The sequence below is a fragment of the Mangrovitalea sediminis genome (assembly GCF_002514725.1).
GTDB classification, from domain to species: Bacteria; Pseudomonadota; Gammaproteobacteria; order Pseudomonadales; family Oleiphilaceae; genus Mangrovitalea; species Mangrovitalea sediminis.
Genome location: NZ_NTLB01000001.1, coordinates 260,331 through 283,649, shown reverse-complemented (window position 1 = coordinate 283,649; position 23,319 = coordinate 260,331). Strand labels below are relative to the sequence as shown.

Below are 23,319 nucleotides of genomic sequence, written 5' to 3'. Positions count from 1 at the left end.
CAGATCTTTGATGTAGTAAAAACAAATAAATAATTTGCGTCAATGCTGGAAATCCTGAAATAATTCCGCATAATTTTTAGTATTACTACTTTTTGGTACGATCACTCTACGTTGGCGAACGAGCGCATATGAAAGAAAAAGAGAAGGCTCAGTGCGACCTGGCGTTGTTCGGTGCGCTGGGAGATCTGGCTCAGCGTAAGTTGTTTCCGGCGCTTTATCAGCTGGAGCGCGCCGGATTGTTACATGGAAAGCTGCGTCTCCTGGGGTTGGCGCGCGAAGGTTTGGATGCGTCTGGGTTTCGGGGGCGCCTGCTGGAGGGATTGCGCACCCACGTTCGTAAGGCTGAGCAGGACGAGGCGGTCATTGAGCGCTTTCTCTCCAAGGTCGATTATCTGGGAATGGATTTCTCTGACCAGGAGAGTTACCAGCGTCTTGCAGCATGGCGGCAGTCGAGTGCTGTGCCGCTGATAGTGTATATGGCAACGCCGCCGGCAATTTACGGCATGATCGGTGAGCGCCTCAGCTCGGCCGGATGTGTTGATGCCGAGACACGTGTGGTGGTGGAAAAGCCGATTGGTCATGACCTGGCCTCATCGGAAGAAATCAACGATCAGCTGGCGGCCTACTTCAGGGAGTCGCAGCTGTTCCGTATTGATCATTACCTGGGTAAGGAAACGGTCCAGAATCTGATCGCCCTGCGTTTCGCCAATAACCTGTTCGCCAGTCAGTGGGACCAGGATCACATCTCCCACGTGGAAGTGACGGTGGCGGAAAAGATCGGTATCGAGGGCCGTTGGGGATATTTTGATAAGGCTGGCCAGTTGCGCGACATGGTGCAGAATCACCTGCTGCAGCTGCTCTGTCTGATTGCGATGGATCCGCCCGCTGACCTGTCGTCGGACAGTATCCGTGATGAGAAGGTCAAGGTGCTCAAGGCATTGCGCCCCATAACGCCGGACATGATGGAATCCCACCTGGTGCGAGGCCAGTACACGGCCGGCAGTAGCGATGGCCAGGCTGTGCCCGGTTACCTGGAGGAAGAGGGCGCCAATGCCGGTAGTCCGACGGAAACCTTTGTGGCGCTCAAGGCGGAAATCGCCAATTGGCGCTGGTCGGGGGTGCCGTTCTATCTGCGTACCGGCAAGCGTCTGCCCGAAAAGCTGTCGCAGATCATCATTCATTTCAAGCCGGCTCCCCATTACATCTTTGACCCGGACCAGAAACATCTGGCGAACAATAAGCTGATTATCCGCTTGCAGCCCGACGAAGGTATTTCGTTGCAGGTGCTGACCAAGGCGCAGGGGTTGGACAAGGGGATGCGTCTGCGGCAGGGGCCGCTTCAGCTTAATTTCTCTGAAGCCTTCAATGCGTCACGCGTGCCGGATGCCTATGAGCGTCTGCTCTGGGAAGTCATGAAGGGGAATCAGTATCTCTTCGTGCGTCGTGACGAAGTGGAATATGCCTGGCGCTGGGTTGACCGTGTCATTGCCGGTTGGCAGGAATTGGGTTCTCCGCCCAAGCGCTATGCCGCAGGCACCTGGGGGCCGGTGGCCTCCATCGCCATGATCACGCGGGATGGCCGGAGTTGGTATGAAGATGCATGAGTTGCCTTGGCCTGACGGTGTGAATCTGGTGGAGGCCGGCGATCGCCAGGCGCTGGCTCAGAAGTTGGCGATGCAGGTGGCGGACTGGTTGTCGGAAGCGTTGCGTCATAGCGAGCGGGCTTCTCTGGCCGTTTCCGGTGGTCGGACGCCGGTACCTTTCTTTGAGGCGTTGTCCGGTTTTGAGCTGCCATGGTCGCGTGTGGATGTGATGCTGGTCGATGAGCGTTGGGTCCCACCGACCGACGCTGACAGCAATGAACGCCTGGTGCGAGAGCATCTTCTTCGGGGCGCTGCCGCCAAGGCGCGCTTTGTGGGAATGAAAAATGCCGCGGCGACGGCGGCTGAAGGGGTTTCGTTATGCGAGTCGGCGCTGAAGTCCCTGCATTGGCCGCTCGATGTAGTGGTTTTGGGAATGGGGAACGATGGCCATACGGCATCATTGTTTCCGGAAGCTGGCGGGCTGGCGGCGGCGATGGCTCCGGGCGGTCCGGACCTTTGTGCGGCGATACATCCTCCGGCAGCCCCCCATGAGCGAATGACATTGACCCTGGCGGTCCTGGCAGAGGCGCGGCATGTCGCGTTGTATGTGGTGGGTGACGACAAGGCGGTCACGCTCGGTGAAGCGCTCGCCGCTCCTGAGCGCCTTTTTGATATGCCGATTCGGGCCTTTCTGCATCCGGGGCTGCAGGTCTATTGGCATGCCTGATAACGCTGTCCAGTGGACGCGACATTGATTGAAAAGAGGTTTTAGCGATGGCCAAGATGCTGTCTGAACGGCTCAGCGAAGAACTGGAACGCATTACGGCGGCCTGTCCCCTGGTGCCGGTAATTGCGATCGATAACCTGGACGAGGCATTGCCGCTGGCGCGAGCCCTGGTGGATGGTGGTATCACCATCCTGGAAATCACGCTGCGTACGGTGCATGGAGTCGAAGCGATTCGACAGTTACGTGAAGCCTTGCCTGATGTGTGGGTGGGGGCTGGAACGGTTACCACGGTGGAGCAGTATCGTGCCGTGGAGGCGGCGGGTGCCCAATTCGTGATTACGCCGGGATCGACGCGTGAATTGCTGGAATACGGTGTGGATGCCCAGGCTCCGCTGTTGCCTGGTGTGTCGACCTTGTCGGAAATGATGGAAGGGTATCGGCTGGGCTATCGCCAGTTCAAGTTCTTCCCGGCAGAAGTGGCAGGTGGAATTGCGGCGCTGAAAGCATTCAGTGGCCCCTTTTCCGATGTGTGCTTCTGTCCGACCGGCGGGATTCGTCAGGATACGGCGGCCGACTACCTGCAGTTGCCCAATGTGGCCGCGGTGGGGGGGACCTGGCTGACGCCGAAAGATGCTATTGCGACCGGCGACTGGTCGCGGATTACCGATATCGCTCGTGCCAGTCTGTCGCTGGTTAAGGGCTGATTCGACCTGTTCTTGTTCTCTCTCACTGCCAGGGACGCTCACTCCTCGGGCACTCCTCCTGCAACCGCCGAAAGGCGGTTTTTTTTGTCTGTAATCTGGCGGGGCATGTTGTGCGCGTCTGTCAAATAATCCATGCGGCGCAATGCCCTTTGGTTATTGCGCCCTACGACGAGGCCGCTGGCGTCGAGTCGGTGCTTTTTCTGGCATTTGGGGGAAAGAAAAAAGAAGCAGGGGCGGAAGGGGATTCCGGAGCCCTGCTTTAATGCTCAGACAAGAGAGTCTGGATGGGTGTTCGTCCCTGAACCGTGCGACAAAAAAAGCCTGTAATAGGTGTACGGTGGCGGATTGTTTTCGGCTCTTTTTACCTGATCTCGCTTCCGACACGGACAATTTTCAGGGTATTGGTGCCGCCCTGGGCATTCGCGTAGTCGCCTTTGGTGATCACTATGCGATCGTCGCGGCTGACGATGCCCTGGCGGATCAGTTCGTCAACGGCAAGCCTGTTGATTTCGTCGTTAGGCAGCGTTTCAGTATCGAACGGTACCGTTTGCACGCCCCGATACAGTGCGACGCGGTGCTGCGCGAGGTGGTGGCGCGAAAATGCGAAGATTGGCAGCGGGGATTTGATGCGCGACATGATCAGTGGGGTGGCGCCGGTTTCGGTCATGCAGATGATCGCAGAGACGCCTTCCAGGTGGTTGGCGGCGTACATGGCCGATAATGCAATGGCTTCGTCGACGTGCACCATGACTTCGTTGATACGGTGCTTGGAGTTGTGGGTCGACGGATGTTTTTCCGCCCCGATACAGATGCGGGACATAGCCTGCACGACTTCGACGGGGTATTCGCCAACCGCGGTTTCCGCTGACAGCATGACGGCGTCCGTGTAGTCGAAAACCGCATTGGCGACATCGGACACTTCTGCTCGGGTCGGCATTGGCGAATGGATCATCGATTCCATCATCTGCGTGGCGGTGATGACGACGCGGTTCAGCTGGCGCGCCCGTCCGATGATGTGTTTCTGTACGGCGACCAATTCAGCGTCGCCGATTTCCACGGCGAGATCTCCGCGAGCCACCATCACAACATCTGCTGCGCGGATGACGGCTTCGAGCCGGGCCTCGTTATGGACCAGGTCGGCTCTTTCGATCTTGGCGACGATGGCTGCCTGGGAGCCTGCCTGGCGCAACAGTTCGCGGGCTTCCTGAATATCGTCTGCGGTGCGGACAAAGGATACAGCGACGAAATCTGCGCCCAGTCTTGCGGCGGTAACGATGTCGGCCCTGTCCTTGTCGGTCAGTGCGCTGGCGGAGAGGCCGCCGCCCCGTCGGTTGAGGCCTTTGTTGTTGGAGAGGCATCCGCCGATGAGGACGCGGCACTCCACGGTGCGTCCCTTCACGGCAGTGACTTCGAGTTCGAGGCGCCCGTCGTCGAGCAGTAGCACGTCGCCGGCATGAACGTCTTTGCAAAGGTCTTCGTAGTCGAGCCCGACGCGGTCGGCCGTGCCTGCCGATTTGTCGCAATCCGGGTCCAGTGTGAAGGCTTGCCCCTTCTTTAACTCGACCTTGCCGTTGATAAAACGCGCCACACGGAGTTTTGGGCCCTGCAGGTCGGCCAGCAGCGCCACGAAGCGGCGATGTTTGCGTGACAGTTCGCGAACCAGTTCCGCGCGCTGCACGTGTTCTGCGGCTTCGCCATGGGAGAAGTTCAGGCGCACACAGTCGACGCCTGCCTGAATCAACGAATCCAGTGCTTCCGGTGAGCTTGTAGCTGGGCCAAGTGTCGCAATGATCTTGGTGCGACGTAGCATGTGGCGATCTCCTTGGGATGGGCTCAGGACGCTTTCATCAGCGCCAGGGTGTTGTCGAGCATCCGGTTGGAGAAGCCCCATTCGTTGTCATACCACGCCATCACCTTTACATGGCGGCCTTTCACTTTGGTGTGATTGGCGTCGAAGGTGCTGGACAGGGCGGTATGGTTGAAGTCGGTCGACACCAGTTTGTCCTCGTTGTAGCCGAGAATGGCTGACTGGGTCGCCGCCTCCTGCAGGATGCGGTTGATCTCCTCCCGGCTGGTATCGCGGTTGGCGATGAAGGTCAGGTCGACCAGTGAAACATTGATCGTTGGTACGCGGACCGCCATGCCGTCAAGGCGACCGTCCAGCTCCGGGAGTACCAGGCCAATAGCGGCGGCAGCGCCGGTCTTGGTCGGGATCATCGATTGTGTTGCTGAGCGGGCCCGATAGGCATCCGGGTGGTAAACGTCGGTCAGCTTCTGATCGTTGGTGTAGGAGTGGATCGTTGTCATCAGGCCGCTTTCGATGCCCACGGTGTCATTCAGTGCCTTGGCGACCGGTGCGAGGCAGTTGGTGGTGCAGGAGGCGTTGGAGATGATCTGGTGTTGGGCTGTCAGCGTGTTGTCGTTGACGCCGAAGACGATGGTGGCATCGGCGTCGGAAGAGGGGGCCGAAATGATGACCTTGCGAGCGCCGGCTTCCAGGTGTGCGGCGGCTTTGGCCCGGCTGGTAAAAAGGCCGGTACATTCGAAAACGACGTCGACATTGAGCGCGCCCCAGGGCAGCTCCGCCGGGTTCCGGACGGCGCTGACGGAGATGCGGTCGCCATTGACGGTCATATAGTCCTGGTCGTGACTGACGTCGCCGGAGAAACGGCCGTGGACGGTGTCGTACTTCAGGAGGTGAGCGTTGATGGAGGCATCGCCGAGGTCGTTGATGGCAACGATCTGGATGTCTTGGCGGTAGTTGTTTTCATACAGGGCGCGCAGGACGTTGCGCCCGATGCGTCCGAATCCGTTGATGGCGACGCGAATAGCCATGGTTTGCCTCCATATTCGGTCAGGGTGTGCGTATTGTTGAACTTGTAATGTAGTAAACATAACAAATAAAAATGGGCGCAGATAGATTTTTACCGGAATTTAAGGAATATTTTGTAGTAAACTTACATTTAATATAGAACGATAAGTACTATAAGAAGGGGGGTGGCGTATCGATGCCCTCGTGAGGCTTTTCCCGCCGAGGCTTTGGCGCGATCATGGGTGTATCGGTGGTCGATAGGCATGGCGGAAGGATCTCGCCGCGATCAGTCACCCCCGCAATCAGCCACTCCAACAAGGGAGTCAATGTGCCCTATGCACCCGACCGTTGAGACAGTCACCCGGCGCATCATCGAGCGCAGCCAACCAACACGTGACGACTATCTGGCCCGCATGCGCCGTTTGAAAGCACAGTCGCCGCAACGCAGCACATTGTCCTGCGGCAACCTGGCGCACGGCTTTGCTGCTTGCGGGCAGAAGGACAAAGACGTCCTGCGCCTGATGAACCAGGCCAACGTGGCGATCGTCTCCGCCTACAACGATATGTTGTCGGCACACCAACCCTACGAACGCTTCCCCGATGTGATCCGCCGCGCGGTGCATGAGATGGGCTCCGTGGCGCAGTTTGCCGGGGGTACTCCGGCCATGTGCGACGGGGTTACCCAGGGGCAGCCGGGCATGGACCTGAGTCTGTTTTCCCGCGATGTGATTGCGATGAGCACCGCCGTGGCGTTGAGCCACAATATGTTCGACGCGGCATTGTTGCTGGGTATCTGCGACAAGATCGTGCCGGGCTTGTTGATCGGCGCGCTGAGTTTTGGCTATCTGCCCGCGATACTGGTGCCGGCAGGTCCCATGCCGTCCGGCCTGCCGAACAAGGAAAAACAGCGCATCCGGCAACTCTATGCTGAGGGCAAGATCGGCAAGGACGAGTTGTTGGAATCGGAAAGCAAGTCCTATCACAGCCCTGGCACCTGTACTTTTTATGGTACGGCCAACAGCAACCAGTTGCTGGTCGAAGTGATGGGGTTGCACCTGCCCGGTGCGGCGTTCACCCATCCCAATACGCTTCTGCGCGACGCCTTGACGACGGCAGCGGCTCAACAGGTCGTGCGGCTGTCGGTGCCCAATGGTGGTCAGGTGAGCTTGTGCGATGTGGTGTCCGAGAAGAGTATCGTCAATGCGCTGGTGGCGCTGTTGTGTACCGGTGGTTCGACCAACCACACCATGCACTGGGTTGCTATCGCCCGGGCGGCGGGCATCCTGATCGACTGGAACGACTTTTCGGAGCTGTCGGCAGTGGTGCCGTCGCTGACACGCATCTATCCGAACGGTCAGTCCGACGTCAATGCTTTCCATGAGGCGGGCGGTACGGGCTTCCTGATCCGCGAATTATTGGACGCCGGTTTGCTGCACGAAGACGTCCAGACCGTCATGGGGCCGGGGTTACGCCAATACACGCGCATGCCCGTACTGGAAGGGGAGCAACTGGTCTGGAAGGAGGCGCCGAAAGAAACCGGCGATCCCGATGTCCTGCGTGGTGTCGATGCGGCCTACGCGCCAGACGGCGGGCTGCGCGTGCTGGATGGTAATCTTGGGCGTGGTGTGATCAAGGTGTCCGCAGTAGCGCCGGAGCATCGGATTGTCGAGGCGCCTGCCATGGTCTTCGAGGATCAGGACGACTTGGCGCAGGCGTTCAAGGACGGGCTTCTCGAGAAGGATGTGGTGGCGGTCGTCCGTTTCCAGGGGCCGCAGGCCAACGGCATGCCGGAGCTGCACAAGCTGACACCCTACTTGGGTGTGCTGCAGGATCGCGGCTTCAAGGTCGCGCTGGTCACCGATGGCCGTATGTCGGGTGCTTCCGGTAAAGTGCCAGCAGCGATTCACGTCTATCCGGAAGCGGCCAAGGGTGGTCCGCTGGCGCGATTGCGCGACGGTGACATTATACGGGTCGATGCCGAGGCCGGAACGCTGGCCGTGGCGGTTGGCGAAGATGAACTGGCAGGGCGTCCTGTCAGCAAGCCGGACCTGTCCCGGGTGCGTCAGGATATCGGCCGCGAACTCTTCGGCTGGATGCGTCAGGGCGCGAGCACGGCCGAGACCGGCGCATCCGCTTTCTGGAATCCCGAGCATGACTGATACGCAATACGCCCTGGTGGGCGACATCGGCGGCACCAATGCCCGTTTCGCGCTGGTCCAGCCGGGCAGTGTGGAGCTGGAGCAGATTCAGGTATTGCCCTGCAGCGACTATGCGAACCTGGACGGCGCCGTGGCGGATTATCTGCAGCGGGCGAACGTCGAATCGGTCAGCCAGGCCTGTATGGCCTTTGCCTGTCCGGTGCATGGTGAACGGATTCGGTTGACCAACAACCACTGGTCTTTCGATCGTAACGACATGCAGCAACGTCTTGACCTGACGACCTTCAAGATTATCAACGATTTCACGGCGATGGCCTTGGGTGTTCCCCATGTCAGTCATGAGCGTTTGGTGAAGATCGGTGGTGGCGAGGGTGATCCGGCACGGCCGCGGCTTGTCATAGGTCCTGGTACCGGGTTGGGGGTGTCGGGTCTGGTGCGGACAAAGGCTGCCTGGGTGGCGCTGTCCACCGAAGGCGGTCATGTGGATTTCTCGCCCCGGGACGATGTGGAATTCGGTGTCCTGCGTATCCTGCGCGAGCGCTTTGGGCGGGTGTCGGTGGAGCGTATTCTCTGCGGCCAGGGACTGGTGAACCTGTATCAGGCGCTGGCCGAGCTGGAGAGCCGGACGGCCCGGTTCACCGATCCTGGCGAGATCACGCGCCATGCACTGGAGAACGATGATGCCCTGGCGAGGGAGACATTGACCCGCTTTTGCGAAATCCTGGGCCGTGTGGCCGGTAACGGTGTTCTGACGCTGGGTGCCCTGGGGGGTGTCTATATCTGCGGAGGCATCATTCCCCGCTTTATCGACTTCTTCCGTGAAACGCCTTTTCGGGCAGCTTTCGAAGACAAGGGCCGGATGCGTGGCTACATGGAATCGGTGCCGGTCTATGTCGTGACGGAAACCTATGCGGGATTGCTGGGCGCTGCGGAGGCGTTGACCAATGATGAAGTCTGAAGGCGCATCGAAGCTGTTCGACGTGCCGGTCATCCTCGGCATGATGCGGCTGCTCGACTATCCTGATCTGGCGTCGCCCAAGGCTTTGGCCGGTTGGATCGAAGCGCGCATCGGGGAGGGCCTGCCGGTCTTCGATCATGCGGATATCTATGGCGGCAATGCCTGTGAGCTGGCTTTCGGTGAAGCCATGTCGGCTGCGCCTGCATTGCGTCGGCAGGTCCGGGTGATCAGCAAAGCGGATATCGTGCCGCAACAGCTCGACACCTCGGACTGGCGGGTCAAGCATTACAACACCTCCGGCACCTATGTGACGGCAGCCATTGATGCATCGCTGCGCCGCCTGCGGGTGGAAACACTGGATCTCTTCCTGATTCACCGGCCTGATCCCCTGATGCCCTTGGCGGAAACGGCGCGGGCATTGGAAGAGGCGGTAAAGTCGGGCAAGGTCCAGGCGCTGGGTGTGTCCAACTTTCTGCCCGAGCAGTGGCGGTTCCTGCAGTCGGCGCTGTCCCGGCCACTGATCTGCAATCAGATCGAATTGTCTCTGCGTGCGTCGACACCCCTGTTTGATGGTACCCATGAGGCACTACAGCGGGACGGTCTGCGCCTCTTGGCATGGTCGCCTCTGGCTGGAGGGCGCTTGCAGGAAGGCGTCTTGGCTGAAACCCTGGCTGAGGTCTCAGCAGAAACCGGGCTGAGCGCCACGGCGCTGGCGATGGCCTGGTTGAGGCGTCTGCCGGGGCAGCCGGTACCGGTGATCGGCTCCCTGCGCGAAGAACGCATCGCCGATGCGGTGGCTGGCGCAGGCTACGAGATGCCGCGCGCACTGTGGTTCCGGTTACTCGAGGCGGCCCGCGGTCATCGCGTTGCCTGATCCCGCCCGGGCGCCTTTTATGGCGCCCGTTTCCCCTCTCAATGGCTCCTTCTCAGTTTCCCCTGTCCTGTGCCACGGCGATGACGACGCGGTCGTTTTTGTCGATGCGGGCAAAGGTGTAGGGGCTATTGTCCAGCTCTTCGTGCCGTCCGTCGCCGATGGCCGGATGGTCTTTGCGGAACTGGCCCAGCTTGCGCCAGAACTGGAGCATGTCGTTCCGCTGCCCGGCTGCGATCTGAGCCCAATTCATGTCGGAGCGGGTGCCCTGGGTGGGGTCCGAGCCGGTTGGACCGAACTCCCGGCCGCTTTCGTCGCCGTAGAAGATTTGTACGGCACCGGGCAAGAGGAGCAGGGCGGCGCCCGCACGTTTTTCCAGTTGCGGATTCTTGTGGGCGATGGTGCTGAACAGTTCAGTATCGTGGGATGAGATATAGGTCATCACATTAAACGGCTGGCGACCGTTCATGGCATCGGCATAGCGCTGGAAGACCGGTTGCAGGTTACTCAGACATTCCGCGCCGGCCTTGGCATCCTGTTTCTGGAAGTCGAAATTGATCACCGCATCGAAACCATCCTGGTAATAGTGGTCCCGTTCGACCCCATGAGGGAAGACTTCGCCCACCATCCAGAACCGGTTGCTCAGCGGCTTCTGTTCGGGATGTGCCTTGTAGTAGTCGGTCCAGGCCCTGTCGGCGGCCCGCTTGAGTTGCTTCCAGGCGGCGGGCTCGACGTTCTTGGCCGTATCCACCCGGAAACCATCGATGCCGAAGCGGCGAACCCAATCGGTCAGCCAGGAAATCAGGTAGTCGCGCACGGTGGCATGGGGCAGGTCGCGAGCGCGGGTGTCCGGCTTGTCGCGCAGGAACGTCGGCAGCTTGACGAACTTCTTCGATTCGGTCTTGAAGTCCGGCAGGTAGGCGACAGAGCCTTTATAGGGATCGATATTGATATCCGGAGGCGTATCGTAATTGTAGATACCGGCACGGACCCAGTCCTTGCCCCACCAGTTGGCCCAGGCAGGAGCGTCGTAATCGATCAGTGCATTGTAGGCGTGGTAGTTCTCGTAGGATTTCGGTGTCCAGTCGCCCCAGTGCGCCGGCAGGTACTTCCCAAAGCCCTTGCGTAAGGCGCCGAAGTGGTACTGCTGCATATCCTGCAGGGTGGCATAGCCGGGATGATTCATGACGATATCGAACAGGACGCGAATGCCCCGCTTGTGGGCTTCGCGAATCAGTGTGCGTAACTCCTGCTCGGTGCCCATGTTCTTGTCGAGGCGCGTGTAATCCAGCGCGTAGTAGCCGTGATAGGCGTATTGCTTGAAATCCCCGTCGCTGCCGCCGCCGACCCAGCCGTGGATCTGCTCGTAGGGCGGAGAGATCCAGAGGGCTGTCACCCCCAGCTTGGCGATGTAATCGAGCTTGTCGGTGAGACCGGCAAAATCGCCACCGTGGAAGGTGCCGATTTCCTGTTTGCCGTCGGATTGGCGACCGTAGCTGTGATCGTTATCCTTGCGGCCGTTATAGAAGCGGTCGGTGATGACGAAATAGACGGTGGCGTTATGCCAGGTAAAGGATGCGATCCGGGGTTTGGCCGACTCGATCAGCATCAGGCCTTCGGAATGAAGGGCCGGTGTCAGGGTGACCTTGCCGTTCTCGACGCGCGCCTTGGCGCCAGAGTAAAAGTCGCGCACCCAGTCGCCGTCCTTGAAGACCGGGGCGACGGTGACAGTCTGAGGGCGGTAATCGGCTTTGCACAGTCCCTGGTGAACGACGGGCTCTTTGGGCGGCGGCGTAGGCGCTCGAGACAGTCTCAGGTTGGGATGTTCGCCGGCGTTATAGATCAACTGGTAGCGGCCCGCTTGTACGATATGCACCTGATAGCGTTCGTTGAGTGGCTTGCCCTCGGGAAGGTCGATTCGGTGGTAGAGCTTCATGCTGCCGGTTTGGCTGCCGCCCTGGCCGACGCTGACGGTGTAGTCGCCCGGCGATAGCGTGGCGAAGGCGCGCTTCTGGTTGGCCTCCGGCTGGCTGAACTCGAGACTGACGGCTTTGCCATCTTGGGCGATTCTGACCCATTGGTCGCTGTCCGAAGCCGTGGTGGCACAGCCCCCCAGCGTTATCGCCAGGCAAAGCAGCGGCGTTGTGATAGCCGGCGAGCGCAGGGTGTGAAGGGGCATGGCGGTCGTCCTTATTGTTGTTGACCCGATAGCGGCCGTGCTTCATCACACCAAATTCAGAGTGGCTTGAGTAGGTGGAATTCCGGGGGGCGTACTACTCCCCCGTTCTACGCCTCCCCTATTCGGGGGAGGGGGGATGCGGTTAACTCCTATCTGATTGACTATCGCTATACACGCAGGGCCGTCTTGCGTTCTCGCAGGGTGGCGGAGTCCCGTCGAGGTTCTCTGGGCCCGCTGCGAAAACAAGAATAAGTCGAAGAGAGGTAAATGCCCCTATGTTTTCCTGGAAGAAACTCATCACCTCCGTGGCTGCGGCCACTGTCCTGACGGCGGGCGCTGTCGCCTCGGCCCAGGCTGATATCAAGCAGGGCCAACTGGTCGTCTGGATCAACGGCGACAAAGGCTATAACGGTCTGCAGAAAGTCGGCGACTGGTTCACCAAGGAGACCGGCATCAAGGTTACGGTCGCGCATCCTGACAAGGTTACCGACAAGTTCCAGCAGGCGGCTGCCACCGGTAATGGGCCGGATATCTTTATCTGGGCGCATGATCGCCTCGGCGAATGGGCAAAGAGCGGCCTGCTGGCGCCGGTCAATCCGTCCAAAGAGGTGAAGGACGGCATCTATGACTTTACCTGGAAGGCTGTGACCTGGAACCACCAGATCTACGGCTACCCGATGGCTGTCGAGTCCGTCGGCCTGATCTACAACAAGGACATCATTTCCAAGCCGCCCAAGTCGTTCGAGGCGATGTTCGCCCTCAATAAGAAGCTGGCTAAGGAAGGCAAGAAAACCATTCTCTGGGACTACAACAACACCTATTTCTCCTGGCCGCTGCTGGCTGCCAACGGCGGATACGTATTCAAGCGCGAGAATGGCGGTTTTGACGTCAAGAAAACCGGCGTGAACGACAAGGGTGCCATCGAAGGCGCCGATATGATCAAGAAATTGATCGACAAGGGCGTTATGCCGAAGGGCGCAGACTATGGGGTCATGGATTCCGAGTTCAACCAGGGCAAGCTGGCCATGATGATCAGCGGTCCATGGGCTTGGGCCAACCTGAAGAAGAGCGGTATCAACTTCGGTGTAACCACCATCCCCACCATCAACGGCAAGCCGGGCAAACCTTTTGTGGGCGTCATGGCGGCGATGATCAGTTCGGCGAGTCCGAACAAGGATCTGGCGGTGGAGTTCATCGAGAACTATATGCTGTCCCTGAAAGGCTTGAAGATGATCAACAGCGATGTGCCGCTGGGGGCTGTCGCCAACAAGGCGTTCATGAAGGAACTGTCCTCCGATCCGCATATCAAGGCGACTTTCGAGAATGCCCAACTGGGCGAGCCGATGCCGAACGTTCCTGAAATGGGCGCCTTCTGGTCGGCGATGGGGCCTGCCCTGCAGAACATCACGTCCGGCCGTCAATCGGTCAAGGCCGCTCTCGACGCGGCAGCCACGCGCATCACCCACTAGGTGCCGTATGCCGGCGAGGGTTTTGTGAGCCTTCGCCGGTTTTCCAAGGTTTTTACGTTTTATCCGTAGCCGTCAATGGGGCCTCATGTCATGCTCACCCAAGCCCTTTCCGAACCGTATACGAGAAGCAAGCGACTGATGAACCTCCGAGCCCTGGTGAAATGGGGCGCGCTCGGCGCGGTGTCCCTGCTGGCTTTCTACCTTATCCTGGCCCTGTATCTCCAGCGTCAGTTCATGTTTGCCATACTCTTCCTGGTACTGACCGGGTCTGCCCTTTATGTTTTTGCGCGCAGTAAAGCCTATACCTACCGCTATATTTTTCCCGCCCTGGCCGGGATGTCGGTTTTTGTCCTGTTCCCGCTGTTCTATACGGTGGCGATTGGGTTTACCAACTACAGCGCGGATAACCTGCTGACATTGCCCCGCGTACAGCAGGTGTTGCTGTCGCATACCTATCAGGTTGCCGGTGGGCGCCACGATTTCGAATTGCGGGAGCAGGGTGGCCGTTATCGACTGAGTATCACGGATGATCAGGGCGCGCGTCTGGTCACCGCACCCTTTAGCCTGGAGGCGTCCGGCAAACGCCAGAAGCTGTCGCTGCAACCGGCCGGTAGCCAGCCCATTGCGGGCGACAAGGTCAACCTGCGAGGCATCATCCAACACAAGAAGGCGCTCAACGACCTGACACTGGTCCTGCCGGACAAGACGCTGTTGAGTATGGTCAGCCTGCGCAGTTTCGGCGCCGTTAAGCCACTGTACACGGTGCACAGCGACAATACCCTGGTCAACAACAAGACGGGAGAGGTCTACTACCCCAACGACAAGAGCGGGTTCTACGAATCGGCGAAGGGCGAGACGCTGTCGCCGGGCTGGACGGTGGCCATCGGTTGGGCCAACTATGTCCGGGTCCTGACCGATCCCACCATCCGTGGTCCCTTCATCCAGATCTTTACCTGGACGGTAACTTTCGCCCTGCTGACCGTGGTCTTCACGCTGGGGCTTGGCCTGCTGCTGGCCAGCTTGCTGCAATGGGATCAGGTGCGCGGCAAGGGCTTCTACCGCACCATGCTGATCCTGCCCTATGCGGTCCCGGCCTTTATCTCGATACTGATCTTCAAGGGGTTGTTCAACCAGAACTTCGGGGAGATCAACCTGGTACTCCAGCACCTGTTCGGTGTCCGCCCCGACTGGTTCAGCGATCCCTTCCTGGCCAAGGTGATGATCCTCATCGTCAATACCTGGCTCGGCTATCCCTACATGATGCTCCTCAGCATGGGGTTGCTGCAGTCGATTCCCCGGGATCTCTATGAAGCATCGGCGATGGATGGCGCAGGTCCCATCGACAATCTGTTCCGGATTACGATCCCGCTGATCATCAAACCGTTGATGCCGTTGCTGATTGCCAGCTTTGCCTTCAACTTCAACAATTTCGTGTTGATCGCGCTGTTGACCAACGGCGCGCCGGATATCATCGGCGCCAGCACGCCCGCGGGTACAACCGACCTGCTGGTGAGCTACACTTACCGCATCGCCTTCCAGGATGCCGGACAGAACTTCGGCCTGGCGGCGGCCATTGCCACGGTCATTTTCCTGCTGGTCGGCGGTCTTTCGCTGATCAACCTGAAGTTGTCCAAGGTGAAGGTCTAGGAGGGAATCGACATGGCAATGGTCCAACCGCGCTCCACCAAATACCGCGTCCTGCTGACACACCTGTCGTTGCTGGCGTTTATTCTGCTCATCCTGTTTCCGCTGCTGATGGTCATCTCCATCTCGTTCCGCACCGGCAACTTCGCCACCGGTAGCCTGTTGCCCCAGCATCCGTCGCTGGAACATTGGTCGCTGGCCTTCGGTATTCCCTATCATGAGGCCGATGGCAGCGTCATTCAGCCGCCGTTCCCGGTCCTGCTCTGGTTGTGGAACTCGATCAAGGTGGCGTCGATCGCCTCGGTCATGATCCTGCTGCTTTCCACCACCAGCGCCTATGCCTTCGCGCGGATGCGCTTCAAGGGTAAAGACGTCATTCTCAAGGCCATGCTGATCTTCCAGATGTTCCCGCCGGTGCTGTCGCTGGTTGCCATCTATGCACTGTTCAACCAGATCGGAAAAGAGGTCAGCTGGCTGGGGATCAATACGCACGGCGCGTTGATCCTGGCCTATTTGGGCGGTGTCGCCCTGCATATCTGGACGATCAAGGGGTACTTCGAGTCGGTGGACAAATCCCTGGAAGAGGCTGCAATTGTCGATGGGGCCACCACCTGGCAGGCGTTTCGCTACATCCTGCTGCCGCTGTCGGTACCGATCCTGGTGGTGGTGTTCATCCTGGCGTTCATCATGAACATCATGGAATACCCGATTGCCTCGGTACTGCTGCTGGATGTGAACAAGCTGACCTTGGCGGTGGGCGCCAACCAGTATCTCTACCAGCAGCATTACCTGTGGGGCGACTTTGCCGCCGCAGCGGTGCTGTCGGGATTGCCGATCACCGTGATTTTCCTTTACTGCCAGAAATGGATTGTGGGCGGCCTGACGGCGGGTGGGGTCAAGGGGTGAATCGGTACTGAACCTATTCGCACTCCCGTGGGGGGAATTCGCGATTGCCCGGGACCTGTTTCCCGGGCTTCTTTTTATGGGGTGTCCGGACTGGATACCGCAGTTGTAGGGCGCATTAACCGAAGGGCAATGCGCCGAATGCACTGGAGACAGACCCTGTGCAATGGTCGTAGGTTAGTGCGGCTTAGGCTTGGGCACCGACGGTGCCGAAGATCATACTGCGTGCGCGGCAATATCCCGAATCTTGCTGACCATGGCCCGCAGACCGTTGCCTCGGGTCGGTGAGATGTGGCGGAACAGGTCGAGCTTCTGGAACAGGGCGTCGACGTCGACCGTAAGCAGGTCGTTGGGGGTGCGGGCGTTGAGCGCGATCATGATGATGGCGGCGAGTCCGCGTACGATCATGGCGTCGCTGTCGATCAGCAGGTAGAGCTTGCCGCTGCTGGGATCGAGAAAATCGGTGACCCAGACCTGACTTTGGCAGCCGTGGACATAGTTGGTGTCGGTCTTCTGGTCGTCGGGGAAGGCCGGTAGCTTCCGGCCCAGGTCGATGATATAGGCATAACGCTCTTCCCAATCCCCGAGGAATTCGAAGGCTTCGAAAACGTCATCGATGGAGATCTGGGTGCCCAGTTCGTTTTGGGTAAAAGCGGCGCTGTCTGTCATGAAAAATCGACCATTGCGAAAAGCGGATTCAGCGGGCAGTTACAGCATGCCCAGTTCGAGCTTGGCCTCGTCCGAGAGCATATCGTTGCTCCAGGGCGGATCGAAGGTCAGGTCCACCTGAACCTTGTCGACGTTGGGGACGTCTTCCAGCTTGCGTTTGACGTCATCGGTGATGACCGGCCCCATGCCACAGCCGGCGGCCGTCAGTGTCATCAGGATGCGGATGCGGTTGCCTTCCTCGGTGCCGTTTTCCACATGGCACTCATAGATCAGGCCGAGGTCGACGACGTTGACCGGGATTTCCGGGTCGTAGCAGTTTCGCAGCGCTTCCCACACCTGGTTTTCGTTAACGGTGCCGTCGGCGGGTGTCTCGAAACTGCTGACCGGGGGCTCTTTGCCCAGGGCCGGAGCGTCCTTGCCCTCGATACGGGCGAGGTTGCCGTTGACCGCCACCGTAAAGGTGCCGCCCAGCGCCTGGGTGATGGTGACGAAGGTGTCTGCGGGAATCATGATTTCCGTACCCGAGGGCACCAGTCGTGCTTCCACCTCACGCTTGGTCAGGACTACTTCACGTTCGTGCATTGTCGTTTCGCCCTGTCTGTCAGGTCACCGAAAAACTTTCACCGCAACCGCACTCGGCAGTGGCGTTAGGGTTACGGAACTGGAACATGGAGTTCAGGCCCTTGGTGATGAAATCGATCTCGGTCCCGTTCACCACCGGAAGATCCTTGCGTGCGACATAGACGGCGACGCCGTCTGCGATCTGAAAGATCTCGTCATCGGAGCCTGGCTCGGACACCCATTCCGTCTCATACATGAAGCCGGAACAACCGCTTTTCTTCACCGCGAGCCGAATGCCCAGGGCGCCGGGATGCTTGCCCAGTTGCTGGCGAACATGATCGACCGCGCTTGGCGTCATGCTGACGCCGACCGTCGGGGTAAAGGCTTCTGCCGTCATGCACAAACCTCCAGGTTAGTTGGCAAACAGGCGCTGGATTTTCTGTAGGGCGGCGAACAGCCGATCCACTTCATCCAGCGTATTGTAAAAGGCAAATGAGGCCCTGGCGGTACCCGGTACCTGGAAACGTTCCATCAGGGGCATCGCGCAATGATGGCCGGTACGGATAGCGATACCCTGCTGGTCGAGCAGGGTGCCGATGTCGCTGGGATGCAGGCCATCGATGGCGAACGAGAGCACGGGCACCTTATCCCGCGCGGTGCCGATCAAGCGCAGGCCGGGGAAGTCCGCCGCATGCTGCATGACCGACTGCCAGAGTTTTTCCTCCGCCGCGGCAATGGCCGGGCGTCCCAAGGCATCCAGATAATCGATGGCGGCCGCCAGGCCAATGGCTTCGGCAATGGCCGGAGTGCCCGCTTCGAATTTGTAGGGAAGCTGGTTCCAGGTGGTCTTCTCGAAGGTCACCTGCTCGATCATTTCGCCGCCGCCCTGGAACGGAGGCATGCGCTCCAGGAGTTGTTCGCGGCCGTACAGCACGCCAATCCCCGTCGGGCCAAACAGTTTGTGGGAGGAGAAGACGTAGAAATCGCAGTCCAGGTCCTGCACATCCGGCTGCATGTGCGGTGTGGCCTGGGCGCCGTCGATGAGGGTGAATGCGCCGGCCGCCTTGGCCCGGGATATCAGGTTCTTGATCGGGTTGATCGTACCCAGCACATTGGAGACGTGACCCACGGCAAGAACACGTGTGCGTTCGCCGAGTTGCTGTTCGAAACTGTCCAGGTCCAGTTCGCCGGCATCGTTGATGGCGATGACCTTGAGGACCGCACCGGTACGCTCGGCGATCATCTGCCAGGGCACAATGTTCGCGTGGTGCTCCATGTGGCTGACCAGGATCTCGTCACCGGGCTTGAGTTCCGGTGCCAGGCCATTGGCCACAACGTTGATGGCTTCAGTCGTGCCGCGGGTCCAGATCACTTCGCGGGTACTGGCCGCGTTGATGAAACGACGTACGGTTTCACGGGCGCCCTCGAAGGCTGCCGTGGCGCGGTCACCCAGTGTGTGGGCGCCGCGATGCACGTTGGCGTGGCTGGTCTCGTAATAGCGGGTCATCGCGTCCAGCACGGCGCGGGGCTTCTGTGCTGAGGCGGCGTTGTCCAGGTAGACGAGCGGGTTGCCGTTGACGGTCTGCGACAGTATCGGGAAATCCTGCCGGACCTGTTCGACATCCAGGCCAGTGACGGCTTCGGGGGCGACCTGAGTCATGGGTCGTTACACCTCCTGAAAGGTGGTTTCGATGAAATCGATGAGGCGTTGTTCGATCGCGTCTTTCACCGATTCGACCGGAATCTGCTGCACCAATTCATTGATGAAGGCCATGCTCAGCAGGGTGCCGGCTTCCGTGCGGCCAATGCCGCGCGATACCAGATAGAACAACGATTCTGCATCGAGTTGTCCAATCGTGGCTCCATGAGCACATTTGACGTCGTCGGCGTAAATTTCAAGTTCCGGCTTGGTATCGATTTCCGCTTCCGAGGACAGCAGCAGGTTCTTGTTGCTCATCTCGGCGACGGATTTCTGGGCGTCGCGATGAATCAGGATGCGCCCATTGAAAATGGCGTGGGACTTGCCCGCCGCAATGCAGCGATAGGTTTCTTCGCTGTTGCAGTGCGGAGCGACGTGCTCGATAACCGTGTGATTGTCGTAATGCTGCTCGCCCAGCGTGACAGTAACGCCGTTAAGGCGGCATTCGGCACCCGCTTCCTGCAGACGTATTTGTAGGTCATGGCGACGTAGCGGCCCGCCGAAACCGACGCAGTGGCTGTCAAAACGGGCATTGGCGGCCAGTCGCACGCCCGTGGCGCCAATGTGGTTGACCGTCGTACCGTCGAGGGACAGGCGGACGTAGGTGACCTGTGCGCCCGCTGCGAGATTGAGTTCGGTGACAGCGTTGACCAGTGCCGGGGCATCTCCCTGGCTTTCGTGCTGCTCGACGAGGGTCAGTTCGCTGTGGCTGCCGGCATCGACGAGAATGCGCGGATGGGCGGAACCGCTATGTTCGGCCAGCGTCTGGCACAGCACGAACAATGGTTTGTCGAGCCTTGCATTGGAGGCCAGGCGAACCAGAAGGCCGTCTTGCAGGCGAGCGCTGTTGAGTGGGGCGAACTGCAGGGCTGCGGTGTCCAGCGCGCCATCCAGTTGCTCGACGATCTTTTGCGCGTTGACTTCATCAAGGTCGGCAAAACGGACAATTTCGATGCCGTCGATCGCCGGCAGTCGTGATTCGTCCGCTGCGATGACGCCATTACGGATGACGATACGGTACGCGTCTCCGATGTCGGTGGAGATGGTGCCGGTCGCCGCCAGCGGCGCCGCGAGAGCGGTATCCAGTTGCAAGTGACGGCTGGAATATTTCCAGTTTTCGGTACGCCGGGTCGGCATCGCCATGCCGGCTATCGCCTTGGCGGCGTTATCGCGGTAGCGCTGAAGCGGTCCCGGCAGTGTGCTGTCGGGCACACTGGCGAATTCAGGGGCGAGGGTAGCCAATGCAGTCATCAACGTCTCCTTCAGCCCGCGGTAGCGGTTTCGTTGATACCGAGCCAGCCATAACCTTTAGCTTCCAGTTCCAGCGCCAGTTCGCGACCGCCGGACTTGATGATGCGTCCGCCGGCCAGGACGTGGACATAATCCGGTACGATGTAGCTGAGCAGGCGCTGGTAATGGGTCACCATGATCACTGAGCGGTCCGGTGAGCGCAGGGCGTTGACACCGTCGGCAACGGTCTTCAGGGCATCGATATCAAGGCCGGAATCTGTCTCGTCCAGAATCGCCAGTTTCGGTTCCATCAGCAGCATCTGCATGATTTCGTTGCGCTTCTTCTCGCCACCGGAGAAACCTTCGTTGACGCCGCGCTTGAGGAAGGACTCGTCCAGATTCACCTGGCGGGCTTTCTCGCGGGCCAGCTTCATGAACTCTACCGCATTGATTTCGTTCTGGCCGTGGTGCTTGCGGATGGAGTTGAGCGCGGTCTTGAGGAACTGCAGGTTGCTGACGCCGGGAATCTCCACCGGGTACTGGAACGCCAGGAAAACGCCTTCGCGGGCGCGCTCCTCGGTTTCCATCTCCAGCAGGTTCTTGCCATCCAGGATCACTTCGCCGCCGGTGACCTCATAGGAGTCGTTACCGGCCAGAACCTGGGACAGGGTGCTTTTTCCAGAGCCGTTCGGGCCCATGATGGCGTGAACTTCACCGGGCTTCACTTCCAGGTCGATACCCTTGAGGATCTCTTTGCCCTCGATGGCCGCGTGGAGGTTCTTGATGCTCAGCATGGACTCTGGTCTCTCTCTGAATCTGAATTCGATGTCGTTGAAACGGGGTGCTCAGCCTGTCCGCCGGGTATTAACCGACGGAACCTTCCAGGCTGACTTCCAGCAACTTGGTGGCTTCCACGGCGAACTCCATGGGCAGCTCCTTGAAGACTTCCTTGCAGAAGCCGTTGACGATCATGGAGACCGCCTGTTCCGGATCGATGCCGCGCTGGCGGCAGAGGAACAGCTGCTCGTCGCTGACCTTGGATGTGGTTGCTTCGTGCTCGACGATGGCGCTGGGGTTCTTGCTTTCGATATAGGGGAAGGTGTGCGCGCCGCACTGATCGCCGATCAGCAGCGAATCGCACTGGGTGAAGTTGCGCGCACCCTTGGCGTTGGGTCCGAAACGGACCAACCCCCGATAACTGTTGTTGCTGCGACCGGCGGAAATCCCCTTGGAAATGATGGTGCTGCGCGTGTTCTTGCCCAGGTGGATCATCTTGGTGCCGGTATCGGCCTGCTGCATGTTGTTGGTCAGGGCGACGGAATAGAACTCGCCGACGCTGTTTTCGCCACGCAGCACGCAGCTCGGGTACTTCCAGGTGATCGCGGAACCGGTTTCCACCTGAGTCCAGGAAATCTTCGAGTTGCGGCCGATACAGGCGCCGCGCTTGGTGACGAAGTTGTAGATGCCACCCTTGCCGTTCTCGTCGCCGGGGTACCAGTTCTGCACCGTGGAATATTTGATCTGGGCATCGTCCAGCGCGACCAGTTCGACGACCGCTGCATGCAGCTGGTTCTCATCGCGCATGGGGGCTGTACAACCTTCCAGATAGCTGACGTAGCTGCCCTTGTCGGCAATGATCAGGGTGCGTTCGAACTGGCCGGTATTGGCCGCGTTGATACGGAAGTAGGTAGACAGCTCCAGCGGACAACGCACACCCTCGGGGATATAGACAAAGGAGCCGTCGCTGAACACCGCGGAATTGAGGGCGGCAAAGTAGTTGTCGCCGGTCGGCACCACCGTACCCAGGTATTTCTTGATCAGCTCAGGATGCTTGTGGACGGCTTCGGAAATCGGGCAGAAGATCACACCCGCTTCAGTCAGCTGTTCCTTGAAGGTGGTGGTTACCGAGACCGAATCGAAAACGGCATCGACGGCAACGCCGGCGAGTTTTGCGCGCTCGTGCAGCGGGATTCCCAGTTTTTCATAGGTGCGCAACAATTCGGGATCGACTTCGTCCAGGCTCTTGGGCGCATCCGCCTTGGACTTGGGGGCTGAATAATAGGAAATGCTGTTGTAGTCGATCTTGGGAAAATGCACATGCGCCCATTCAGGCTCGGTCATTTCCAGCCATTTGCGATAGGCCTTAAGCCGCCATTCCAGCATGAACTCCGGCTCATTCTTGATGGCCGACAGGCGCCGAATCACGTCTTCGTTGAGGCCGGGCTCAAAGGTATCCGCCTCGATCTCGGTCACGAAACCATGTTCGTACTCGCGCTTGATGAGTTCTTTGACCGGCTTGTTGCCATCCGCCATGTCTTACCCCGTAGGTTACCTTGATGCGCATCCCGCCCAAGTCAGCATGACTCCCGGTCAAGGAGGTTTCGACTTGGGGGTTAAAAATGAGAACTGTCTCTCTGACTTCGACCGCAATTGTACAATATCAGAGTGTTTTAGTCAGGTATTAATTGTGAGTCCGGCGACGGTCCCACAAAAGGCCGGAGATTATACCGTAAAATGGCGGGGAAGTGGACGTGGCGGCGGGCTGGCGCCGCCGCCGTTCAAGAGATTTACCGTGTGCCCGGTAATGTCTGGTACAGGTCGTCGATGTCAGTGGAGTAGCTGACGCCAACCAGGTGCCAGCCCTGCTTGGGCTGATAGAAGGTGAACTGCCATTCGAAAGCGGCGCTCTGGTATTTTTGCAGCACGCTGATCCGGTAGAAGCTGTTTCCGATATGTTCACGCCTGACGACAAGGTCTCCCAGCGGCTTGCCGACCTTGTCGAAAACCTCCTTGAAATAGGACACAGCCTTTTTGGCGGCCTGGTTGTAGGCATCGGCATCGACGCCCAGATAGGGGTGAAGTCCTACATAGGCCTGGTCCACCTGGCCCTGGTCGGCCTGTTGCATGAAGGTGGCGACCGCCTTATCGGCCATTTTAGGGGATTCCAGGCTGTCGGCCCGGGCCAGCAGCGGTGCCAGCAGGAACAAGCCGAGCAGGTAACGGTAACGCATGATGAACTCCGTATCGCCATAGGGATGCCCGGTAGAGGATAAGAGAAACCGCAGGCGATGCCCACGTCAACGGCGCTAAAACGCCAACTATTCCGCGCTTCTCCGGACTGATAGACTGCGCAGCGACCTGCATCGGAAAC

20 protein-coding genes are annotated in these 23,319 nt (G+C 59.3%); 9 read left to right on the top strand and 11 right to left on the bottom strand.

Annotation, left to right across the window (positions count from 1 at the left end; translation table 11 throughout):
- Window positions 1-128: 128 nt before the first annotated feature.
- From zwf to CLR77_RS01365, 3 genes are read left to right on the top strand one after another with little or no spacing between them, the layout of a single operon-like run.
- The gene (gene zwf / locus CLR77_RS01375; protein WP_097458798.1) at window positions 129-1,604 is read left to right on the top strand and encodes a glucose-6-phosphate dehydrogenase; all 1,476 of its coding nucleotides are present in this window, start codon (window positions 129-131) and stop codon (window positions 1,602-1,604) included.
- Entirely contained in the window at window positions 1,591-2,310 is a 720-nt protein-coding gene (gene pgl, locus CLR77_RS01370) for a 6-phosphogluconolactonase (protein WP_097458797.1), read from the top strand. Before zwf ends, pgl begins: the two co-directional genes overlap by 14 nt.
- Before the next feature lie 56 nt (window positions 2,311-2,366).
- On the top strand, window positions 2,367-3,014 hold the full coding sequence (locus tag CLR77_RS01365) for a bifunctional 4-hydroxy-2-oxoglutarate aldolase/2-dehydro-3-deoxy-phosphogluconate aldolase (protein ID WP_227519819.1): 648 nt from the start codon (window positions 2,367-2,369) through the stop codon (window positions 3,012-3,014).
- A 361-nt stretch (window positions 3,015-3,375) separates the two neighbouring features.
- Here CLR77_RS01365 and pyk read toward each other — a convergent pair whose 3' ends face one another.
- Window positions 3,376-4,824 (bottom strand): pyruvate kinase, encoded by a 1,449-nt coding sequence (gene pyk / locus CLR77_RS01360; RefSeq protein WP_097458795.1) that lies wholly within the window; start codon window positions 4,822-4,824, stop codon window positions 3,376-3,378.
- Between the two features lie 23 nt (window positions 4,825-4,847).
- A complete protein-coding gene (gene gap, locus CLR77_RS01355) occupies window positions 4,848-5,849 on the bottom strand; it encodes a type I glyceraldehyde-3-phosphate dehydrogenase (protein ID WP_097458794.1) in 1,002 nt (333 codons plus the stop codon).
- Between the two features lie 312 nt (window positions 5,850-6,161).
- On the opposite strand from gap, the gene edd reads away from it, so the two are divergent.
- The 3 genes from edd to CLR77_RS01340 are packed head-to-tail and all read left to right on the top strand — an operon-like array spanning window position 6,162 to window position 9,817.
- Window positions 6,162-7,985 (top strand): phosphogluconate dehydratase, encoded by a 1,824-nt coding sequence (gene edd / locus CLR77_RS01350; protein WP_097458793.1) that lies wholly within the window; start codon window positions 6,162-6,164, stop codon window positions 7,983-7,985.
- A complete protein-coding gene (locus tag CLR77_RS01345) occupies window positions 7,978-8,943 on the top strand; it encodes a glucokinase (RefSeq protein ID WP_097458792.1) in 966 nt (321 codons plus the stop codon). Before edd ends, CLR77_RS01345 begins: the two co-directional genes overlap by 8 nt.
- On the top strand, window positions 8,930-9,817 hold the full coding sequence (locus CLR77_RS01340) for an aldo/keto reductase (RefSeq protein ID WP_227519763.1): 888 nt from the start codon (window positions 8,930-8,932) through the stop codon (window positions 9,815-9,817). Before CLR77_RS01345 ends, CLR77_RS01340 begins: the two co-directional genes overlap by 14 nt.
- 52 nt (window positions 9,818-9,869) lie before the next feature.
- On the opposite strand, the gene CLR77_RS01335 is transcribed toward CLR77_RS01340, so the two are convergent.
- Window positions 9,870-11,993 carry an alpha-amylase gene (locus CLR77_RS01335; RefSeq protein WP_198962633.1) on the bottom strand — a complete coding sequence of 708 codons (2,124 nt, stop codon included), beginning with the start codon at window positions 11,991-11,993 and terminating at the stop codon, window positions 9,870-9,872.
- A gap of 275 nt (window positions 11,994-12,268) precedes the next feature.
- Between CLR77_RS01335 and malE the strand changes: the two genes are divergently transcribed.
- The 3 genes from malE to malG all read left to right on the top strand — a co-directional run bounded on the left by malE (window position 12,269) and on the right by malG (window position 16,012).
- On the top strand, window positions 12,269-13,462 hold the full coding sequence (gene malE / locus CLR77_RS01330; protein ID WP_097458791.1) for a maltose/maltodextrin ABC transporter substrate-binding protein MalE: 1,194 nt from the start codon (window positions 12,269-12,271) through the stop codon (window positions 13,460-13,462).
- A 138-nt stretch (window positions 13,463-13,600) separates the two neighbouring features.
- On the top strand, window positions 13,601-15,109 hold the full coding sequence (gene malF, locus CLR77_RS01325; RefSeq protein WP_198962632.1) for a maltose ABC transporter permease MalF: 1,509 nt from the start codon (window positions 13,601-13,603) through the stop codon (window positions 15,107-15,109).
- 12 nt (window positions 15,110-15,121) lie between these two features.
- Window positions 15,122-16,012: a maltose ABC transporter permease MalG gene (gene malG / locus CLR77_RS01320; RefSeq protein WP_097458790.1), complete on the top strand. Its 891-nt coding sequence runs from the start codon at window positions 15,122-15,124 to the stop codon at window positions 16,010-16,012.
- 213 nt (window positions 16,013-16,225) lie between these two features.
- On the opposite strand, the gene CLR77_RS01315 is transcribed toward malG, so the two are convergent.
- The 8 genes from CLR77_RS01315 to CLR77_RS01280 all read right to left on the bottom strand — a co-directional run bounded on the left by CLR77_RS01315 (window position 16,226) and on the right by CLR77_RS01280 (window position 23,179).
- Window positions 16,226-16,678, bottom strand: a complete 453-nt coding sequence (locus CLR77_RS01315; protein ID WP_097458789.1) for a SufE family protein — start codon at window positions 16,676-16,678, stop codon at window positions 16,226-16,228.
- A gap of 39 nt (window positions 16,679-16,717) precedes the next feature.
- Window positions 16,718-17,260 carry a putative Fe-S cluster assembly protein SufT gene (sufT, locus tag CLR77_RS01310; protein ID WP_097458788.1) on the bottom strand — a complete coding sequence of 181 codons (543 nt, stop codon included), beginning with the start codon at window positions 17,258-17,260 and terminating at the stop codon, window positions 16,718-16,720.
- Between the two features lie 19 nt (window positions 17,261-17,279).
- Entirely contained in the window at window positions 17,280-17,636 is a 357-nt protein-coding gene (locus CLR77_RS01305) for a HesB/IscA family protein (RefSeq protein ID WP_097458787.1), read from the bottom strand.
- 15 nt (window positions 17,637-17,651) lie between these two features.
- Entirely contained in the window at window positions 17,652-18,899 is a 1,248-nt protein-coding gene (locus CLR77_RS01300) for an aminotransferase class V-fold PLP-dependent enzyme (protein WP_097458786.1), read from the bottom strand.
- A gap of 6 nt (window positions 18,900-18,905) precedes the next feature.
- Window positions 18,906-20,189, bottom strand: a complete 1,284-nt coding sequence (sufD, locus tag CLR77_RS01295) for a Fe-S cluster assembly protein SufD (RefSeq protein ID WP_097458785.1) — start codon at window positions 20,187-20,189, stop codon at window positions 18,906-18,908.
- Window positions 20,190-20,200: 11 nt separating this feature from the next.
- Complete coding sequence (gene sufC, locus CLR77_RS01290) at window positions 20,201-20,962, bottom strand: Fe-S cluster assembly ATPase SufC (RefSeq protein WP_097458784.1); 762 nt, start codon at window positions 20,960-20,962, stop codon at window positions 20,201-20,203.
- Between the two features lie 70 nt (window positions 20,963-21,032).
- Window positions 21,033-22,481 carry a Fe-S cluster assembly protein SufB gene (sufB, locus tag CLR77_RS01285; RefSeq protein ID WP_097458783.1) on the bottom strand — a complete coding sequence of 483 codons (1,449 nt, stop codon included), beginning with the start codon at window positions 22,479-22,481 and terminating at the stop codon, window positions 21,033-21,035.
- Window positions 22,482-22,735: 254 nt separating this feature from the next.
- The gene (locus CLR77_RS01280; protein WP_097458782.1) at window positions 22,736-23,179 is read right to left on the bottom strand and encodes a hypothetical protein; all 444 of its coding nucleotides are present in this window, start codon (window positions 23,177-23,179) and stop codon (window positions 22,736-22,738) included.
- Window positions 23,180-23,319 lie beyond the last annotated feature (140 nt).

Bases quoted from the DNA above. Each gene is read 5' to 3' on its own strand.
- CLR77_RS01345 (WP_097458792.1), top strand. From the start codon at position 7,978: ATGACTGATACGCAATACGCCCTGGTGGGCGACATCGGCGGCACCAAT.
- CLR77_RS01315 (WP_097458789.1), bottom strand. From the start codon at position 16,678: ATGACAGACAGCGCCGCTTTTACCCAAAACGAACTGGGCACCCAGATC.
- gap (WP_097458794.1), bottom strand. From the start codon at position 5,849: ATGGCTATTCGCGTCGCCATCAACGGATTCGGACGCATCGGGCGCAAC.
- CLR77_RS01365 (WP_227519819.1), top strand. From the start codon at position 2,367: ATGCTGTCTGAACGGCTCAGCGAAGAACTGGAACGCATTACGGCGGCC.
- malE (WP_097458791.1), top strand. From the start codon at position 12,269: ATGTTTTCCTGGAAGAAACTCATCACCTCCGTGGCTGCGGCCACTGTC.
- sufB (WP_097458783.1), bottom strand. From the start codon at position 22,481: ATGGCGGATGGCAACAAGCCGGTCAAAGAACTCATCAAGCGCGAGTAC.
- sufC (WP_097458784.1), bottom strand. From the start codon at position 20,962: ATGCTGAGCATCAAGAACCTCCACGCGGCCATCGAGGGCAAAGAGATC.
- sufD (WP_097458785.1), bottom strand. From the start codon at position 20,189: ATGACTGCATTGGCTACCCTCGCCCCTGAATTCGCCAGTGTGCCCGAC.
- CLR77_RS01335 (WP_198962633.1), bottom strand. From the start codon at position 11,993: ATGCCCCTTCACACCCTGCGCTCGCCGGCTATCACAACGCCGCTGCTT.
- CLR77_RS01280 (WP_097458782.1), bottom strand. From the start codon at position 23,179: ATGCGTTACCGTTACCTGCTCGGCTTGTTCCTGCTGGCACCGCTGCTG.
- edd (WP_097458793.1), top strand. From the start codon at position 6,162: ATGCACCCGACCGTTGAGACAGTCACCCGGCGCATCATCGAGCGCAGC.
- malG (WP_097458790.1), top strand. From the start codon at position 15,122: ATGGCAATGGTCCAACCGCGCTCCACCAAATACCGCGTCCTGCTGACA.
- CLR77_RS01340 (WP_227519763.1), top strand. From the start codon at position 8,930: ATGATGAAGTCTGAAGGCGCATCGAAGCTGTTCGACGTGCCGGTCATC.
- pyk (WP_097458795.1), bottom strand. From the start codon at position 4,824: ATGCTACGTCGCACCAAGATCATTGCGACACTTGGCCCAGCTACAAGC.
- zwf (WP_097458798.1), top strand. From the start codon at position 129: ATGAAAGAAAAAGAGAAGGCTCAGTGCGACCTGGCGTTGTTCGGTGCG.
- malF (WP_198962632.1), top strand. From the start codon at position 13,601: ATGAACCTCCGAGCCCTGGTGAAATGGGGCGCGCTCGGCGCGGTGTCC.
- CLR77_RS01300 (WP_097458786.1), bottom strand. From the start codon at position 18,899: ATGACTCAGGTCGCCCCCGAAGCCGTCACTGGCCTGGATGTCGAACAG.
- CLR77_RS01305 (WP_097458787.1), bottom strand. From the start codon at position 17,636: ATGACGGCAGAAGCCTTTACCCCGACGGTCGGCGTCAGCATGACGCCA.
- sufT (WP_097458788.1), bottom strand. From the start codon at position 17,260: ATGCACGAACGTGAAGTAGTCCTGACCAAGCGTGAGGTGGAAGCACGA.
- pgl (WP_097458797.1), top strand. From the start codon at position 1,591: ATGAAGATGCATGAGTTGCCTTGGCCTGACGGTGTGAATCTGGTGGAG.